This is a genomic window from Kiloniellales bacterium (assembly GCA_030064845.1).
In the GTDB taxonomy this organism is placed as follows: Bacteria; Pseudomonadota; Alphaproteobacteria; order Kiloniellales; family JAKSDN01; genus JASJEC01.
The window spans coordinates 1-17,074 of record JASJEC010000021.1 but is presented as its reverse complement, the minus strand read 5'-3'; the positions used below and the strand labels follow the sequence as shown (position 1 = coordinate 17,074).

Here is a 17,074-nt window from a genome sequence, read left to right as displayed (position 1 = left end):
CGTCATTGCGTGTCCGGCGATCTTGCACCTCATCGGGAGGAGAATTCTCTTCGACACGCTAAGCATCGGCGAGGTCAACCGACGTTGCCAGGCGGTAGCCCAGCTCCCGATAGGCTTCGAACTGGGGTTCGTCGAAGAACTGGTCGGCGGTCGACTGGTCGGGGAAGGAAGGGTTCGCACTCTTGTAGCCGTAGATGTCGGCCGGCAGGTTCTTGGTCAGCGTCGACTTGATGTAGACGATCTTGCCGATCACTCCTTTGCTATCCGCGTCTTTCGGTGGGTAGTGGATGCTTCCGATCGCGAAGCCGCGTGCGGCCATGGGATACTTCTTGCAGAATGCTTCGTCGCTTGCCGAGCTCGTGTCCACCGGCGTGGAGCCTGGGAGGATACCCGTGAGATCGGTAGCGGATTTCGAGAACCTTATGTTGACGCCGAAGTCGACGCGCACCCGCTCGACCAGGGTGCCGAAGTCCGAGAAGGTGAAATCGGGATCCGCGGTCCCGTCGGAAATCACGATGAACTTGACCCGTCGGCGGATCAGTTCGTAGAGGCCGACGTTGTCGAAGTGGCCGCCATCGGTCAGCTCCACGAAGAGACCGTCCTCGACGAACCCCTTGCCGCGAAGCCCCTTGAACCCCGGCCAGAAATAATTGGGCGGCGGCAGGTACCTGCCTTCGTTCCGGGGATTGGGCGCCCAGAAGCCGAGTCGGATATTGAGCAGCGTCATCAGGAAGGAAACCGTGCGGCTGCGGGTCAGACCTTTTCCGGCAGCACCTGTGTCTGGATTGATCGCTGCCCCCGAGATGGCCATCGCGGTCGGCAGCGTCATGCCGCTGCTGAAGGGACCCTTCATATAGTTGTCGGTGCTCCGCCATCCGGTGGCATGGCTGCCGCAGTACAGCGGCGAAAGAATGAAGTTATCGCCGCCCCGACCCCGGTACTTGGCCTCTACGGCATCGATCAGGACGACATTGGTATTGATCAGGTGGTAAGGCCCGTGCGCTGCGTTTCCGGTGAGGTCCTCCAGCAAGGTCTCATTCGCCTCGCTTGCCGGAAACCACCGGTTTACCCGCACCGCCTTGTCATTGGGCAGGAAGGCTTCCATCAGGCGGTCCCGGTACATGCGGTGCAGCGAGATGTAGTTGAGGTTCACGATCACGCCCACGATGACCGCGTAGAGGGCCAACGCGATCCAATAGTGCGCCGGCAGCCCGGCCAGGATGTTCGCCAGGTAGAAGGACAGCAGAAGGAAACCGTAAATCAGCAGGGCCGCGGCGGCGAGTGCGATCAGGCCAGAGGGAGGCTTCGCGGGTGCCTTGCCTGGCTCTGTCTTCTTCCTCGGCGCCGTCTTTCGCAGGAATTCCAGGAAGGCGCCGGCGAATCCGATGAGGACGGAGATCGCACCGACGAGACCCGACAACCAGTGGCCGGAAGGTTCGCCGTTCGGCGACCCCGATCGCAGGTAGATGCCTGTCTGCTTTTCTCCGATGGTCAGCGGTTCGCTCAGGGCCAGGTCTTCGGCACCGGCCGTCGATACCTGCTGGTCCAGGAGGCCGCTCACCACGGGCAAGGATCCGATCAGCGCGAAGAAGACGACCAGCGCCAAGAGCCAGCCCATGGTGCGTTGCGCCCAAATTCTGGCGCGGTAGCGGTGCGGAAAAAAACGCGGTCGCGCGAAGGTGAACAGCGAGTAGATCACGCAGGCTGCCAGGAACACCAAGATGAGCCCCAGGGCGACCCAAAGGTAGACCGTCAGATCGACGAGCCTCTGATGATCCCCGACCGTCTCGAGCCAACTCGAGTGGGGAACCTCCGCCCCGATCCGATCGAGCAGAAGGACCGCGAGGATCAGGAGCGGGAGATAGACCGAGAACGAAAGAAAAATGCTCCTTATGGCCACGGCGATGAGGGAAATGAAATTGAGGCTGCTGGTCGGAACCAGATAATTCCCGTGCTGCCGGAGGTAGTTCAGGATGGCGTCGCGAATCTTGATGGCTGCCGGGTCGTCGACATTCCGGATGCTCTTGAACTGGTCGCCGATGAGCAGCCCACCGCGCGGCATGGTGGCCTCGTCCGGCGGCTCTTTGAACAGGAGCCAGGACAAGGTCGAGCCAATGTAGCCGCCACCCGAGACCGTGGAGAGATAGTCGATTGGCGGCCACTTTTCTGTCTCGGCCTTGGTCGTATTCTTGTCCTGCCAGCCCAAGGCCTGGAGCACGCCGAGCGCGAAGGAGGCCGAGCGGATTCCGCCGCCAGAGAGCGCCAGCCCACAGAGGTTGTCGCGCCGCTCTTCGGCCTCCTTATCGCTGTAGCCGCGCTGCTTTGCGATTGCTCGCCATTCGGCGTCGAGGAAAGCCTGCTCCTCGGCGCGCTTGAAGTAGCTGGTCATAGCTCGCCCCGTGTCGTTCGCTGAAGCCCCGACCCGGTCCGGGTCCGTGCACGACCGGCGTTCCACCGACCATTATCGGCGGCGGGCGGTCGGCGGCGGACCGATCGGTTGCGGTCGGGCCGGCCGCGATTGCCTGTCGGGCGCCCTCGCAGGCCTAGCCTACTTGATTCTCGGCTGCGACCCTAGGTCGAAGCGACCCGGCGCGTTGTGCGTTTTGCCACGAGCCTCCGCAAGTCACCGGCCGCCGCGCCCGCGCGGCGTGCCGCGTGCTCCATTATCCCCTTTCCACGAATGGTTTATTCTGCCCGGGTTCTCGCCTAGTTTCAGATAATCTTTGGGTTGCATGGGCTCGGAACCGCCGGGCTTTCGGGCGTGGCGGCGGGAGGTGGAAATGGCCAAGTTGTCGACAATCCTCGCGGTACTCGTCTTCGCACTCCAAGCCGGATGGGCCCAGGCGGCCCAGCCGCTGGTCGATGTCGATTGGGTCAGGGCCAATGGCGACCGGCCGGAGGTCGTCATCCTCGACGTCCGCAACAAGATCGACGGCGGATCCCGCAAGGTCTTCGAGGCCGGGCACATCCCGGGGGCCGTCTACAGCGACTACCTGAAGGACGGCTGGCGCGCCAAGGTCGATGGCGTGCCGGGCCAGCTCCCGCCGGTGGACAAGCTGGAATCTTTGATCGGCGGGCTGGGGATCGGCAACGACAGCCACGTCGTGGTGGTCGCGGCCGGGGCCAGCGCGCTCGACATGGGCAGCGCCACGCGGGTCTACTGGACCTTCAAGGTGCTCGGGCACGACGAAGTCTCGGTCCTGAACGGCGGCTACAAGGCCTGGGTGGCCTCGGCCAAGAATCCGGTCGAGCGGGGCTGGAACGAACCGGCGCCGAAGGTCTTCAAGGCGTCGCTGCGCCGCGAGATGCTGGCCGACCGCGAGTCGGTCAAGGCCGCGATGGAAGCGGGCACGCCGCTGATCGATTTCCGGCCGCCGGACCAGTTCAACGGCGAGAAGGCGCACAAGGCTTCGAAGCGGCCGGGCACCATCCCCGGCGCGGTCAACTTGCCCGAAAGCAAGCTTACGCGCGGCGGCGGTTACTTCGTCGGGTCGGACCAGGTCGAAGAGCTCCTGGCCGAGATCGGCCTGAGCGGCGAGGGCGAGCAGATCAGTTTCTGCAATACCGGACACTGGGCTTCCCTCGGCTGGTTCGCGGCGAGCGAAATCGGCGGCAACAAGTCGGTCAGGCTCTACGACGGCTCCATGGTCGACTGGAGCGCGCAGAAGGACCTGCCGATCGAGGTCAAGAGCCGATAGTTCGGCAGCGGCGGCTCCGCTCATGGCGCTGACAGAAAGCCTCGAGAAGACGCTCGGCATCCGCCAGCCGGATTTCCGCGGGCCCAACGGCTGGATCATAGTCGTGGCGGGCATCCTGCTCGCGGGCGGCGCGCTTGCGCTGGCCGACTCTTTCGCCTGGCGGCAAGCCGCGCTCTACCTGCTGGGCGGCGCGCTCGGCGTGGTGCTCTATCACGCCGCCTTCGGCTTCGCCTCCAGCTGGCGGCGCTTCCTCGCCGAGGGCCGGGGCGAGGGGCTGCGCGCCCAGCTGCTCATGCTGGCGCTGGCGAGCCTTGTCTTCTTTCCCGTGCTCGAGCAAGGCAACTTCTTCGGCCGGCCGGTCGGCGGGGCCGTGGCTCCCTTCGGCTGGTCCGTCGCGGTCGGCGCCTTCCTCTTCGGCGTCGGCATGCAGCTCGGCGGCGCCTGCGCCTCGGGCACGCTCTATACCGTGGGCGGCGGGTCGACCCGCATGGTCATCACCCTGGTCTTCTTCATGGCGGGCGCCGTGATCGGCACGGCGCACCTGCCCTGGTGGCTCGAGCTGCCGCGCCAGACTATCTCGCTGCGGCAGGAGCTGGGGCTGGCGGGCGGGCTCGCGTTGCAGATCGGCGTGTTCGCCCTGCTCGCGTTGGCGACGGTGGTCGTCGAACGGCGTCGTCACGGCCGGCTTGCGGAGCAGGACGGCGGCGCCCCGGTCACCTGGCGGCGTCTGTGGCAAGGCCCCTGGCCCTTGATCTGGGGCGGCGTGCTTCTGGCGCTGCTCAACGTGGCGACCCTGGCGCTGGCCGGCCATCCCTGGTCCGTCGTCTTCGGCTACACGCTGTGGGGCGCCAAGGCCGCCGCCGCGCTCGGCGTCGACGTCGCATCCTGGGAGTTCTGGACCTGGCCCTTCCCGAGCAGGGCGCTGGCCGGAAGCCTCTTCGCCAACACGACCTCGGTGATGAACTTCGGCATCATGGCCGGCGCCCTGCTCGCCGCCGGGTTGGCCGGGCGCTTCGCGCCTGGTCTGAGGCTCGGCGCCGGCCCGGCCCTGGCCGCCGTGATCGGCGGTCTCCTGATGGGTTACGGCGCGCGTCTCGCCTTCGGCTGCAATATCGGCGCGTTCTTTTCCGGCGTGGCCTCGGGCAGCCTCCACGGCTGGCTCTGGTTCGTCGCCGCCCTGTTCGGCACCTATGCGGGGTTCCGCTTGCGGCCCCTCTTCGCCCTCGAGCAAGCCCGGTGAGTCTGCACCAGCAAATCGGGATCGAGCGGAGCGGGGCCGCCCGCGCCTGATCGAACGCCGTGGCAAGCGAGCGCTCCCGCTGTCGCGATTTGTCGAGGCATCGCCGCAATTCCGGTTCGCGGCGGGACCGGGAACGTGCTACGAATCCTCCCCGATAAAAAAAGACCGGCCTCGCGAGATCCAGGATGGACGGAAAGCGGCCGGCTCGGACAGGGGGTTGCCGGGGCGCCGAACCGGCAATGTGGAGCGCGTAACACGGCAGCGCTCCTCTCTCGCCCCCGACCTTGAGTCTCGGCGCAGGGGGCTGCTTGTGATTCTCCGGAACGACAAACAGCGACAAGGCACGCCTCGCGTCTGACGACGCGGGGGTCGGCCGCGCGCCCGGATCGCGCGCTGGAACGGGAGGGAAGGCAAAGTGCAGAACGACATGTCCGACAAGATTGCGAGCAAGGGGCTCTGGAAAGGGCTGCACCCGGCGATGGGCATCGCCTCGAAGGGCATGGTCGCGGCCTTCGTCGTCTTTACCGCCCTCAACGTGGAGTTCGCCAACTCGATCTACTCCGCCGTGCGCGGTTGGATCGAGTCGGCGCTGAACTGGTACTACATCAGCGCGCTCGTCGTGATGCTCTTCGTCTGCTTCTACCTGATGTTCAGCAAGTTCGGCTCGATCAAGCTGGGCGACGACGACAGCAAGCCCGAGTTCAGCAACTTCTCCTGGTTCGCCATGCTGTTCTCGGCCGGCGTGGGCATCGGCCTGCTGTTCTTCGGCATCGCCGAACCGATGTTCTACTTCGACAACACCCAGCCCTGGGGCTACCCCAACAACCCCTTCGCTGATCACGAGATGATCACCGAGATGGATACCGATCGCGCGGTCCTGGCGATGCGCGTGACCTATTTCCACTGGGGATTCCACGGCTGGGCCGTCTACGTGATGATCGGGCTCTGCCTGGCCTATTTCGGCTTCCGCAAGAAGCTGCCGCTGACCCTCCGCTCGGCGCTCTATCCGGTCATCGGCGACCGGATCTACGGCCCGATCGGCCACGCCGTGGACCTCCTGGCGGTCTTCGGCACGGTGTTCGGCGTCGCCACGTCGCTCGGCCTCGGCGTCAGCCAGATGGCAACCGGACTCAATCACCTGTTCGGCGTCGATCCGGGGACGACAACCCAGATCATCCTGATCGTGATCATCTCGATCGTCGCGACCTTCTCCGCCGTCTCCGGCGTCGGCAAGGGGATCCGCATCATCTCGGAATGGAACATTTGGCTCAGTGTCGTTCTGCTCGCCTTCTTCCTGTTCGGCGGACCGACCAAGTGGCTGCTGGGTTTCTTCGTCACCACGGTGGGCGACTATCTCTGGAACGTGATCCCCATGGGCTTCCAGACCTTCAACGATCCGGCCGACGCCGCCTGGCAGGGCGGCTGGACGATCTTCTACTGGGGCTGGTGGATCTCCTGGGCGCCCTTCGTCGGCATGTTCATCGCCCGTATCAGCCGCGGCCGGACGATCCGCGAGTTCATGGTCGGCGTGATGTTCGTGCCGACCACGATCGCCTTCTTCTGGCTCTGCATCTTCGGCGGCACCGCGATCCACGCCGAGCTCACTGCTACGGGTGGCGTGGGCACGGCCGGCGTCGCCCAGCTGATCCGCGACTGGAACCTGCCGGCGGCGCTCTACGGCACGATCGACCTGGTCACCGACATGGCCTGGCTGAACTGGATGATGGCGGCCCTGGCCACCTTCCTGCTGGCGACCTGGTTCATCACCTCGTCGGACTCCGGCACCCTGGTCATCACCACCATGCTCAGCATGGGCGACGACAACCCGCCGCAGCGTTTCCGCATCGTCTGGGGTCTCGGCGAGGGTTTCGTGGCGGCGGTGCTGCTGATGGCCGGCGGCCTCAAAGCCCTGCAGACGGCTTCGATTGCGGCGGCCTTGCCGGTCAGCGTGATCATGCTTCTCATGGCTTACGGCATCGTGAAGTCGCTGCACGAAGACCCGAGCGCCGTGGCCGCGCCGACGACCGATAGGGCGCCCGACGGCACCAGCTTGGCCGGAGAGTTGCGGGCGTGAACGCGGGGAGCATGCCAAACAGACGGTATCTCGAGGGAGGCAGGAACATGAAGTCGTTCAAGAGAACGGTGCTGCTCGGCTTGGCGGCCAGTCTGCTGGTGCCGAGCGCCGTCTGGGCGCAGAACGGGCCCCAGAAGGAGCTGACCGTCGTTTCCTGGGGCGGCAGCTACACCAGGAGCCAGATGCTGGCCTACGTGAAGCCCTACCGCGAGCAGCGCGGCGAGTGGGTGGCCATGCTCACCTACGGAGGCGGTCTGGACGAGATCCGCGAGCAGCGCGACACCGAGAACGTGGTCTGGGACGTGGTGGATTTCGAGCAGTCCGACCTGATCAGGGCGTGCCGCGAGGGGCTGCTGGAGAAGATCGATCACGGCAGCCTGCCGCCCGGCGACGACGGCACGCCGGCGAGCGAGGACTTCATCCCCGGGGCGTTCACGGAGTGCGGCGTGGGCCAGACCGTGTGGTCCACGGTCGTCGCCTACGACCAGGAGGCCGTCGGCGCGAACCCGCCCAGCAAGCTCACCGATTTCTTCGACCTGAGGAAGTACCCCGGCAAGCGGGGCCTCAGGCGCGACCCCCGGGTCGTCATGGAGTGGGCCCTGATGGCCGACGGCGTGGCGCCGGACCAGGTCTACGCGACCCTGGACACCGAAGCGGGGCAGGAACGGGCCTTCGCCGTGCTCGACAAGATCAAGGGCAACATCGTCTGGTGGCAGGACGGCTCGGAGCCTGCCGCGCTGCTCGACTCCGGCGCCGTGGTGATGACCTCGGTCTGGAACGGGCGGCTCTACCGGCCGGTCGTCGAGCAGGGCAAGGCTTTCGCCATCGTCTGGGACGGCCAGATCTGGGACATCGATTCCTGGGGCATCCCCAAGGGCAGCCCCAATCTCGAGAAGGCCCTGGATTTCATCAAGTTCTCCACCGGCTCGCGGCGCCTCGCCGACCAGGCGAAGCACATCCCCTACGGCCCCGCCCGTCGCTCCGCGATGGCTCTGGTGCCCGCCGAGACCAAGCCCTTGCTGCCCACCGCCGAGGAGAACATGATGCGGGCGCTGCAGACCGACGCCGACTGGTGGGCCGGCCGCCAGGTCGCCCTCGCGGCCAAGTTCGAGGAATGGCTGGCCAGCGGCGGGCGCGGTCTCTCGGGAACCGCCCGCTGAGGGCCAGCTTGAGAGGGAGAGGGGAGCGTGAGCGTCTCGGTTCAGGAGCAGGCCATCATTCGCAGTCTCGAGCCGCTGTTCGAGGAGGCCGAGGCCAAGGGCCTATGGTTCTTCCACGAATCCAGCGAAGCCGGGGAGGTCTGGTGCTCGCCCGAGTACCTGAAGCTGGAGCAGTCGCGCGGCCGGCTTGTCTGGGCGCCTGAGCATTGGGAGCTCAGAAGCCCCACGGGCTACCTCAAGACCCTGCGGGTGAAGACGGAGCAACAGGTGGCCGAGTTCAACGAGCTGGCCGCCCGCTTCGGCCTGGAAAAGCGCCTCACGCTGGGCGAGACCATGGCCGAGAAGGGCTGACGGACGCGCTTTCGGCCCAACGGTCCATGCTTTGTGGTATTATGATACCGCATATCTAAGCTATCGTGCTTCCTTCCCTTTTTGGGATTGACACTTCCCTGGCGCTCTCCTAAAACCCGCGCGCTTCGTGTTCCGCCGGAGGAAGCGGGGCGACCGCCACCACGGGATTGCATGTCATGAAAACCTATACGGCGAAGCCGTCGGACATCGAGAAGAAGTGGATCCTGATCGACGCCGAGGACGTCGTTCTGGGCCGCTTGGCCAGCCAGGTCGCCAACATCCTGCGCGGCAAGCACAAGACCAGCTTCACCCCGCACATGGACTGCGGCGACAACGTCATCGTCGTCAACGCCGGGAAGGTCAAGCTGACCGGCAAGAAGGCGGCCGACAAGGTCTACTACTGGCATACCGGCTACCCCGGCGGCATCAAGCAGCGCACCGCCGGTCAGATCCTCGGCGGGCGCTTTCCGGAGCGGGTCGTCATAAAGGCCGTGGAGCGCATGGTGCCGCGGGGGCCGCTCGGCCGGCGGCAGATGAAGAACCTCCGGGTCTATGCCGGTCCCGAGCACAACCACGAGGCCCAGCAGCCCGTGACACTCGACCTCGGGGCCAAGAACCCGAAGAACAAGAGGAGCGCCTGATCCATGGCCGAGGAATCGCAGACCATCACGGACCTCAGCGAGCTGGGCGCCGCGGCGGGCGTCGAGGCGCCGGCGCCGGTCACCGAGCCGAAGCTCGACGCTCAGGGCCGGGCCTACGCCACGGGCAAGCGCAAGAACGCCGTCGCGCGGGTCTGGATCAAGCCGGGCAGCGGCCGGGTCCAGATCAACGGGCGCGACGCCGAGACCTACTTCGCCCGCCCCGTGCTGCGCATGATCATCAACCAGCCCTTCGACGCGGTGAACCGCAAGGACCAGTTCGACGTCATGTCCACGGTGACCGGCGGCGGCCTCTCCGGCCAGGCCGGCGCGGTGCGCCACGGTATCTCAAAGGCGCTGACCCATTTCGAGCCGGAGCTCCGCCCGGTGCTCAAGCAGGGCGGCTTCCTGACCCGCGACTCCCGCGTGGTCGAGCGCAAGAAGTACGGCAAGCGCAAGGCGCGCCGAAGCTTCCAGTTCTCGAAACGCTGATCCGGCACCCGGGGCAGAATGCTACAGACGGGCCGCTGGTTTCAGCGGCCCGTTTTCTTTTTGCCGGAAACCCGCATCATGCCTTAAGGAGTGGAGACTCGCGATGAGCCAGGCTAACGGAAAGATCAAGGTCGGCGTCTTGGGCGCCTCGGGTTACACCGGGGCGGACTTGGTGCGCCTGCTCGCGGCGCACCCGGCCACCGAGCTCCGCCTGCTGACCGCCAACGCCCACGCCGGGAAGCCCATGGCCCAGGTCTATCCCCACCTTGGCGGCCTCGACCTGCCCGACCTGATCAAGGTCGAAGACGCCGACTGGGACGCCGTCGACGTCGCCTTCTGCGGCCTGCCGCACGGCACGACCCAGGAGATCATCGCCGGGTTGCCCGCCGCCTTGAAGGTGGTCGACCTCTCGGCCGACTTCCGGCTGACCGACGCCGCGACCTATGCCCAGTGGTACGGCCACGAGCACCGGGCGCTGCACCTCCAGGAGGAGGCCGTCTACGGCCTCACCGAGCACCGGCGCGGCGAGGTTAAGGACGCCCGGCTGGTCGCCTGTCCCGGGTGCTATCCCACGGCGGCGCTGCTGTTGCTGCTGCCGCTCGTCGCCGAGGGCCTGATCTCGAACGAGGACATCATCATCGACGCCAAGTCCGGCGTTACCGGTGCCGGGCGCAGCGTCAAGGAGGCCAACCTCTTCGCCGAGATCGCCGAGGGCATCCACCCCTACGCCGTTGCCGCCCACCGCCACGCCCCCGAGATCGAGCAGGAGCTGTCGGCGGTCTCCGGCGCTCCGATCCTGGTCAACTTCACGCCCCACCTCATGCCGATGAACCGGGGCGAGCTGCTGACCACCTACGTGCGCCTGGCCGAAGGGGCCAGCGTCGAGGCGCTGCGCGCCGCGCTCGGCGCGCGCTACGACCCGGAGCCCTTCGTACGGGTCGTGCCCCAGGGCGCCGTCCCGGCGAGCCGCCACGTGCGCGGCTCCAACTTCTGCCTGCTCGGCGTCTTCCCCGACCGGATCCCGGGCCGCGCCATCCTGGTCTCGACCCTGGACAACCTGGTCAAGGGCTCGAGCGGCCAGGCGATCCAGAACATGAACGTCATGTTCGGCCTCGAGGAGACCCTGGGCCTGGAGCAGCAGCCGCTTTTCCCATAGTTTGGGCTGAGCTTGACCCCGACCGGAGGCAAGCGGGCCCAAGAGATCGGAGAAGCGTCATGTCTGGCATCATCCGCCCCTTCCGGGGTCTCATGCCGAAGATCGCGCCGGATGCCTTCATCGCCGAGACGGCGGTGATCATCGGCGACGTGGAGATCGGGCCCGGCGCCTCGATCTGGTACGGCTGCATCCTGCGCGGCGACGTCAACCGCATCCGTATCGGCCGGGATACCAATATCCAGGACGGCACGATCATCCACTGCAACCACGATCCGGAGGGCGACTACCGCGAGACCGGCGGCGGTGAACCCACCTTCATCGGCGACAACGTGACCGTGGGCCACTTGGCCCTGCTGCACGCCTGCACCGTGGAGGACGGCGGCTTCATCGGCATGCGGGCGGCGGTGCTCGACCGGGCCGTGGTCGAGAGCGGGGCCATGGTGGCGGCCGGCGCCCTGGTCTCGCCGGGCAAGCGGGTGCCGACAGGCGAGCTCTGGGCCGGCAATCCGGCCCGCTATCTGCGCGACGTGCGCGACCGGGAGCGGGGCTACATGAGCCATATCCCGGATCATTACAGGGAGCTGGCGGAGGTCTACCGGGAGTCCAAGACCGCCGCGGAATAGACGGTGCTCCTCAAGTATAGAATTTATTTAAAATGCGCGCTGCCCTAAGGTTCTCATGTATTCCGTAGTAGTATTGAAGTCATAAACCGAATATTCATAGACCACTACAATAATGGGCCTATGACCGGGATAAATCCAGCTACGCCGAGCCAGCCGACGAACACGGGGGCACCCCCCGCGCCGCCGGCCAATGCCCCCGAGCAGAGGGACAGTCAGCAGCGCGCGGAAACCGCGCGCCCGGTGACGGCTCCCGACTCCAGCGAGCGCAGCAACGTCCAGGACCGCGACCGCACCGGCGGCCGCGCCGAGGACTCCGCGCCCAGCCGGGAGACCCGGGCTCCGGAAAGCTCGCAGCAGAGCGGAACCGCCCGCGAAGCGCGGGATTCCGAGGCCCGCTCCGAGGCCAGTGACCGCCAGGTGACCGAGCAGCGCGCCGAGCAGCGCAACGAGGTCAGCCAGCGCGGGCGTACGGTCGACCTCTTCGCCTGATCCCAGGTTTTCATTCCAGATTGCAGAAGAAAGCCAGATCGCATTCTGATGCTTTAATGGATCGCCTATAGCGAGTCCGTCACACCCGGCTCTGCTCTAGCAGGATGCTGAAACAGTGCCTCATCGTCACCATCACCCTTCGACAAGCTCAGGGTGAGGGCGAAATGTTTCAGGGGCTTACCCTCATCCGCGCGCAGCGCCGGTCTTCGCCCCCTGTCGAAGGATGACCGCGGTCAAGCGCTCAGTAGTTCTTCATCATCCTGCTAGGCCAGGCGTCCGATCGGGATGATCTCCTTGGAGTCCTCCCGATAGGGCGCGCCGTTCCAGTCGCCTAGCCAGGTGTCGACGGTCAAGCCGGCATCCCCGATCAAACGCGCCAGGGTCTCGCGGGACAGAAAGCGGATCCGGGACGACGCGCTGAAAGTCCCCCCGGTCTCGACAATCCTGTAGTGGGTTTCATAGGTGACGATCCCGGTCTCGGGGTCGAGGACGGCGTCGTTCCAGGCCTCCACGGGTCCCAAGTGCGGATCGGTAATGGCTCGTGCCGAGGTTTCCGGGGTCCAGGTGCGCCAGGCTTCGCACGCGGGATTCCGCGTATCGAAGATGAAGCGTCCGTCCGGGGCGAGGTGGCGGGCGATGGCCGAGAGGGCGGCCCGCTGGTCTGCTTCGGAAAGGAAGACCTGGAAGGCGTGCCCGGTCAGCAGGACCAGGTCGAAGCGCCGGCCGAGGACCAGGTCCTGGGCCTGCGCGTTGACCCAGGTGACCCGGTCGCCGCCCGGCCGCCGGCGGGCAACCGCCAGCATGGCCTCGGCGGGATCGACGCCGAAGACCTCGCGCGTGTCCGCCAGACGTGCGGCGAGCTGGCCCGTTCCGCAGCCGAGATCGAGCACCGAGGCCGCGGTCTCCGCGAGGCCCGCGCAGGTGTCGTGATCGGCGCCGCCCAGGCCGTTGTCGAGGTCATAGAACCGCGCCAGGTCGGGATCCTGGTACAGCAGATCCCTTTCGGTGTCCCGCGGCGCCATGGGGTTGTTCTAATGCAGTGGCCGGTCCTGGGCCCAGAGTAGGGGCGGAGAACGGCCATGTCAGCGGGCCAATCTCTAGGCGACCTGGCGGCTGGCACGATCGGCGGCATCGTCGAACACCGATACTCGCTCCGGGGGAAAGTGAATCGTCACCTGGGTTCCCATGCCGATTTCGCTGGTCACTTCCAGTGTGCCGCCGTGCAGCTCGATCAAGCTGTTGGTCAGGGGTAGACCGAGGCCGGAGCCCTCGAACTTGCGGGCGAGGTCCGAATCGACTTGCCCGAAGGTCGAGAGCGCTTCGGTAAGATCTTCGGGCGCGATGCCGATTCCCGTGTCGGTCACGGTCATGGCAAGACCGCCGTCCTCGGTCCGACCGCCGGATAGCGTGATCCGTCCGGAGTCGGGGGTGAACTTGATCGCATTGGACAGCAGGTTGAGCAGCATCTGCTTGGTCATGCGCTGATCGGCCCGGACCACGAGCGACGGTTCGTGCCATTCGAGTTGGATCTCGTGCCCCGCGGCCCTGGCGGGCTCGCGGACCAGGCGCAGGCAGGTATCGATCGCATCCTCGATCTGGAACTGCTCCTCGATCAGTTCCATCTGCCCGGTCTCGATCTTGGACACGTCCAGGATGTCGTTGATCACCGCGAGCAGGTGCTGGGCGCTGCTGAGGATGTCCTTGTTGTACTCGAGATACTGGGGCGCGCCCAGGGGACCGAACATCTGACCCTGCAGGATCTCCGAAAAGCCGATGATGGCATTGAGCGGCGTACGCAGCTCGTGGCTCATGTTGGCCAGGAAGTTGGTTTTGCTCCGGTTGGCCATTTCCGCCTGTTGCAGGGCGACGATAAGCTCGTTCTCCTGCCGTTTCAGTTCAGTGCAGTCGGAGAACACCGCGACCCGGCCGCCGTCAAAGGTCGTGCGTTCGGCGACATGGAGGTGGGTGCCGTCGCTCGTGCGCAGGTTGAGCACCCCCTCGGGTTGCTCATGGTAGGCCAGGTAGGTCGCCTGCCAGTCGCCGCGGCTGCCGGTGGCCGCCGTCTGCTGCTGGCTGTCAAAGAGGGCATCCGAGATCGGGCGTCCGACCAGCGGTACCGCCGTGCCGCTAAAGAGCATTGTCTTGTAACGCTCGTTGCAGAGGACGATACGATCGTCCCGATCGTAGAGCGCGAAGCCCTCGTCGATGCTCTCGATCGCCTCGACCAGCCGCGTGCGGGCCTCGCCGGCCCGCGCTTCCGATCGCTTCGCGTTGCGCACCTCGCCGACGAGGAACCAGATGAAGACCGACGCGACGGCGAGGAAGCCGAGCAGCATCCATTTGTTGACGCCGGCCAGCCAGCGCATGGTGCCGAGGTCCGCGTCCTGGAGCTCGAGCCGGACCTGCGCCAGGTTGAAGGCCAGCCTTCGCAGCCTGAAGGTGGGCTCGGCCAAGGCCTCCTCGACCCGCCTGAGGCTGTCGAGGTCGCCGCTTAGGTTCCTCTGTCCCCCGAGCACCGCGGCGAGATCGTCGAGGGTCGAGGCGGCGAGATCGGCCGTTCCGTCGAAGTCCGCGAAGAGACTGTGCTCGCGATAGTCGGGGTTGCGCTCGAGCAGGCCGAGTGCACTGCGGGCACGCATGAACTGCTGACGCACCATGGCCTGGTTGGCGTCGGCGTCACCGGCGACATGGCGGGCGAAGACAGTCCTGACCTGCTGCAGTTCGTATTCGGCCTGCTGCACCGCCCAGACGTCGACCCTGACGTAGCGCGCCATGCTCTCCGCTCGCCGGTCCAGGAGATTCGACAGGTAGACGGCGCCAACGCCGCCGAGAGTCAGCACCATGGCCAAGGCCAGAAACTTGAGCCGTCGCACATTCATGATGGTCCCTCTCCTCTAGTCCAGCAACACGACGCCGCGGCTGTAGGGGCCGGGCAGCGCTTTGCGGCAATTCGACTGCGTTATGTCGATCGAGGCGCCGCCGCTGGCGGTGAACTCCAGCCTTTGGGCGATGAGGACGAGGCAGGAGCCCAGCGGCGCGATGGCGTTGTCGTTCTTGGAGACCAGACTGCCGGACGGAAAATAGATCACGCCCTGCAACGCCGTGGTCGACTTGCCCTTCCAGTCGTGGACGCCGCCGAAGTCGGGATCCTGGAACAACAGGACGCCTTCCATCGCGCCGCTCCTCGGGGCGGTCAGGTTGATGATGGACCCGCTCTTGAAGGACAGCAGCGCATCGTCCCCGGTCAGGAAGACCGTCACTTCCGAGCCGGAAATCGAAGACCCCGTGGCCACCGAGAGCGGGCCGTCCTGAATGATGTAGAGGCCGGGCGACAATGTGATGTCCGAGCTTTTGCCGATGTCGAGGCCGCCGCAGTAGACCCCGGGGTCGAGGGTGGTCATGGCCCCATTCAGGGAGAGATCGACAAAATCGCAGGCGCCGACGTCGGGCGTCTCCAGGCCCGCCAGGGGATCGGTGATGGCGGGGCAGTACTCCTTCGGCTCGGGACTGGTGGCGCCGCTTTTTGCACTGGCCCTGCCGGCGACGCAGATGTCGCTCGCGGTGAGGTTTGCACCGCCCTTCACGCTAAGTGCCGACGACGCCGTTGAATTGACCTGGACGCCGCATCCGGACGCGGTGACGCTGGCGCTGCCGCCCAGGCTCATGGCGGAGGAAGCCAGGGGATCGAGCGCAAGCACGCAGGGCGGCCCGCCGCGCCCGGCGACGGCGCGGGCGGCGATTTCCATGCTGTCGCGGCCGAAGACTTGGGCGAAGAGGGTATTCAGCCCGTTGCCGTTCTCGGGCGAGAACCGCGTGGTGACCCTGACGGCGTCGGGCGCCGCCCCTAGCAGGGAACTCCCCGGGCCGTTGCCGCACGAGGAGGGCGAGGACCCGCTACCGCCGTCGTCTTCTTCGCCCTCATACTCTTTACCGGAACGGGAGCCGAGCGATCTGAAGCGGCGGCAGGCGGGATCCCAGATGCCGAACTCGACGTCCTCGTCCCGGAGGACCTGGCCGTACTGAGAGGGGGCAATGTTCTTTTCCACGTAGCTGAGGGCGGTGCTGCGCGCGCTCGCCTGATCGGGCAGGCGCGACGCGGCGGCCAGGACCGCCGCGTCGGCAGCGGAGGCGAGGAGTTGGCGGGCGGCGACGGCGCGCGCATAGTCGATGGAAATCGCCGCAGCCCCGAGCAGGACGGTCAGGCTGACGGCAATGAATACCGTCGTCCCGCCTGCTTGGTTCTCCCCAAGGCGCCGAATAGTTCGGACGAGGGCCCCTGTACACTTCATGTACTACACAACTCCGCCACTCGATCTGGCGAAATTGTCTAATAAAGAAACTAATATTGAACAAAAAGATTACAATAATTCGAGGTAATGTTAATCAATGGTGTTTTCGAAAAAATCGAAATATTCTGCGACTCTCCACGTTAACGGACTAGTAAGTAAAGAGTATTGTGTTTTACTTTTTTTTCGTCTATTTTTATTCGCATGATTGTTAATAATGCTCTTGTTTCAATTCCGCGTCTCGGGCGGGACCGCCAGCGGCGACTGACATCGCTGCCGCCCGCGCCCGAGGTCAAGGTCGTCGAGCCGGCGGAGATCATACCGCCGATCGACCTGCGCGATGCACCTGTCTCGCGCGGCTTCGCGACCTCGGGCCGGGGGCCGACGGGCAGGGCGCGCGGGCTTTTCCTCGATATTCTCGTCTAGTCTCTCATCGCCGAAGCGCGCTTCCCCGATCAGCGTGGAAAGCGGTAACCTTTCCGGCAGGCAACCGGAGGGGGCGGCATGACGAGCTTCGATATCCCGCTGCGCCGCGCGACGGCGGAATCACTCAGCGGCTACGGCGAGCTGGTCTCGGATCCCGAGGCGCGGCCGGTCGAGATCGTGCCCTGGCCGGCGCCGGGGCGGCGGCCGCTCGATCCGGGGACGGGCGACCAGGGCGGCACCACCGAGGGGATCTTCGAGTTCTGGTGGTCCGGCGACGTGCTGGAAGGGCGCAACAACGCCGTGGACGACCAGTACGTCCTGGGGTGGACCCGGAATCCCGAGGCGGCCTCGCGGGAAGAGGCCACCGTGCCTCGGTCGCAGGTCCTGTTGTGGCACGCGAACTACCATCCCGACGGCGGCCAGCTCTTCTTCCCTCTCGAC

16 protein-coding genes are annotated in these 17,074 nt (G+C 66.0%); 12 read left to right on the top strand and 4 right to left on the bottom strand.

Annotated elements, in window-relative coordinates; genetic code table 11:
* Nucleotides 1–58 precede the first annotated feature (58 nt).
* Nucleotides 59–2,206 (bottom strand): hypothetical protein, encoded by a 2,148-nt coding sequence (locus tag QNJ67_10215; protein ID MDJ0609339.1) that lies wholly within the window; start codon nt 2,204–2,206, stop codon nt 59–61.
* Nucleotides 2,207–2,780: 574 nt separating this feature from the next.
* Between QNJ67_10215 and QNJ67_10210 the strand changes: the two genes are divergently transcribed.
* The 10 genes from QNJ67_10210 (at nt 2,781) to QNJ67_10165 (ending at nt 11,921) form a co-directional block, all read left to right on the top strand.
* Nucleotides 2,781–3,698 (top strand): sulfurtransferase, encoded by a 918-nt coding sequence (locus QNJ67_10210; protein MDJ0609338.1) that lies wholly within the window; start codon nt 2,781–2,783, stop codon nt 3,696–3,698.
* A gap of 22 nt (nt 3,699–3,720) precedes the next feature.
* A complete protein-coding gene (locus QNJ67_10205; protein MDJ0609337.1) occupies nt 3,721–4,938 on the top strand; it encodes a YeeE/YedE family protein in 1,218 nt (405 codons plus the stop codon).
* A 427-nt stretch (nt 4,939–5,365) separates the two neighbouring features.
* Nucleotides 5,366–7,012 (top strand): BCCT family transporter, encoded by a 1,647-nt coding sequence (locus QNJ67_10200; GenBank protein ID MDJ0609336.1) that lies wholly within the window; start codon nt 5,366–5,368, stop codon nt 7,010–7,012.
* Nucleotides 7,013–7,059: 47 nt separating this feature from the next.
* A complete protein-coding gene (locus tag QNJ67_10195; protein MDJ0609335.1) occupies nt 7,060–8,172 on the top strand; it encodes an ABC transporter substrate-binding protein in 1,113 nt (370 codons plus the stop codon).
* A gap of 27 nt (nt 8,173–8,199) precedes the next feature.
* Nucleotides 8,200–8,523 (top strand): hypothetical protein, encoded by a 324-nt coding sequence (locus QNJ67_10190; GenBank protein MDJ0609334.1) that lies wholly within the window; start codon nt 8,200–8,202, stop codon nt 8,521–8,523.
* Nucleotides 8,524–8,699: 176 nt separating this feature from the next.
* Nucleotides 8,700–9,164 (top strand): 50S ribosomal protein L13, encoded by a 465-nt coding sequence (rplM, locus tag QNJ67_10185; GenBank protein MDJ0609333.1) that lies wholly within the window; start codon nt 8,700–8,702, stop codon nt 9,162–9,164.
* 3 nt (nt 9,165–9,167) lie between these two features.
* Complete coding sequence (gene rpsI / locus QNJ67_10180) at nt 9,168–9,653, top strand: 30S ribosomal protein S9 (GenBank protein ID MDJ0609332.1); 486 nt, start codon at nt 9,168–9,170, stop codon at nt 9,651–9,653.
* A 103-nt stretch (nt 9,654–9,756) separates the two neighbouring features.
* Nucleotides 9,757–10,809, top strand: coding sequence for an N-acetyl-gamma-glutamyl-phosphate reductase (gene argC / locus QNJ67_10175; protein ID MDJ0609331.1), 1,053 nt, complete (start codon nt 9,757–9,759; stop codon nt 10,807–10,809).
* Nucleotides 10,810–10,868: 59 nt separating this feature from the next.
* The gene (locus QNJ67_10170; protein MDJ0609330.1) at nt 10,869–11,432 is read left to right on the top strand and encodes a gamma carbonic anhydrase family protein; all 564 of its coding nucleotides are present in this window, start codon (nt 10,869–10,871) and stop codon (nt 11,430–11,432) included.
* A gap of 240 nt (nt 11,433–11,672) precedes the next feature.
* Nucleotides 11,673–11,921 carry a hypothetical protein gene (locus QNJ67_10165; GenBank protein MDJ0609329.1) on the top strand — a complete coding sequence of 83 codons (249 nt, stop codon included), beginning with the start codon at nt 11,673–11,675 and terminating at the stop codon, nt 11,919–11,921.
* Between the two features lie 263 nt (nt 11,922–12,184).
* On the opposite strand, the gene QNJ67_10160 is transcribed toward QNJ67_10165, so the two are convergent.
* The 3 genes from QNJ67_10160 to QNJ67_10150 form a co-directional block, all read right to left on the bottom strand.
* Nucleotides 12,185–12,943, bottom strand: coding sequence for a methyltransferase domain-containing protein (locus QNJ67_10160; GenBank protein ID MDJ0609328.1), 759 nt, complete (start codon nt 12,941–12,943; stop codon nt 12,185–12,187).
* A gap of 75 nt (nt 12,944–13,018) precedes the next feature.
* Complete coding sequence (locus QNJ67_10155) at nt 13,019–14,800, bottom strand: ATP-binding protein (protein MDJ0609327.1); 1,782 nt, start codon at nt 14,798–14,800, stop codon at nt 13,019–13,021.
* Nucleotides 14,801–14,815: 15 nt separating this feature from the next.
* A complete protein-coding gene (locus QNJ67_10150; protein MDJ0609326.1) occupies nt 14,816–16,210 on the bottom strand; it encodes a pilus assembly protein TadG-related protein in 1,395 nt (464 codons plus the stop codon).
* A 165-nt stretch (nt 16,211–16,375) separates the two neighbouring features.
* Here QNJ67_10150 and QNJ67_10145 point away from each other — a divergent pair, with 165 nt between their 5' ends.
* Both QNJ67_10145 and QNJ67_10140 read left to right on the top strand, forming a co-directional pair.
* The gene (locus QNJ67_10145; GenBank protein ID MDJ0609325.1) at nt 16,376–16,633 is read left to right on the top strand and encodes a hypothetical protein; all 258 of its coding nucleotides are present in this window, start codon (nt 16,376–16,378) and stop codon (nt 16,631–16,633) included.
* A gap of 78 nt (nt 16,634–16,711) precedes the next feature.
* Nucleotides 16,712–17,074: ureidoglycolate hydrolase (locus tag QNJ67_10140; protein ID MDJ0609324.1), on the top strand; the 363-nt coding region annotated here is incomplete at its 3' end.

Coding starts and splice junctions, on each gene's coding strand:
- QNJ67_10150 (MDJ0609326.1), bottom strand. CDS start 16,210: ATGAAGTGTACAGGGGCCCTCGTCCGAACTATTCGGCGCCTTGGGGAG.
- QNJ67_10200 (MDJ0609336.1), top strand. CDS start 5,366: ATGTCCGACAAGATTGCGAGCAAGGGGCTCTGGAAAGGGCTGCACCCG.
- QNJ67_10160 (MDJ0609328.1), bottom strand. CDS start 12,943: ATGGCGCCGCGGGACACCGAAAGGGATCTGCTGTACCAGGATCCCGAC.
- argC (MDJ0609331.1), top strand. CDS start 9,757: ATGAGCCAGGCTAACGGAAAGATCAAGGTCGGCGTCTTGGGCGCCTCG.
- QNJ67_10210 (MDJ0609338.1), top strand. CDS start 2,781: ATGGCCAAGTTGTCGACAATCCTCGCGGTACTCGTCTTCGCACTCCAA.
- QNJ67_10170 (MDJ0609330.1), top strand. CDS start 10,869: ATGTCTGGCATCATCCGCCCCTTCCGGGGTCTCATGCCGAAGATCGCG.
- QNJ67_10195 (MDJ0609335.1), top strand. CDS start 7,060: ATGAAGTCGTTCAAGAGAACGGTGCTGCTCGGCTTGGCGGCCAGTCTG.
- QNJ67_10205 (MDJ0609337.1), top strand. CDS start 3,721: ATGGCGCTGACAGAAAGCCTCGAGAAGACGCTCGGCATCCGCCAGCCG.
- QNJ67_10155 (MDJ0609327.1), bottom strand. CDS start 14,800: ATGAATGTGCGACGGCTCAAGTTTCTGGCCTTGGCCATGGTGCTGACT.
- rplM (MDJ0609333.1), top strand. CDS start 8,700: ATGAAAACCTATACGGCGAAGCCGTCGGACATCGAGAAGAAGTGGATC.
- rpsI (MDJ0609332.1), top strand. CDS start 9,168: ATGGCCGAGGAATCGCAGACCATCACGGACCTCAGCGAGCTGGGCGCC.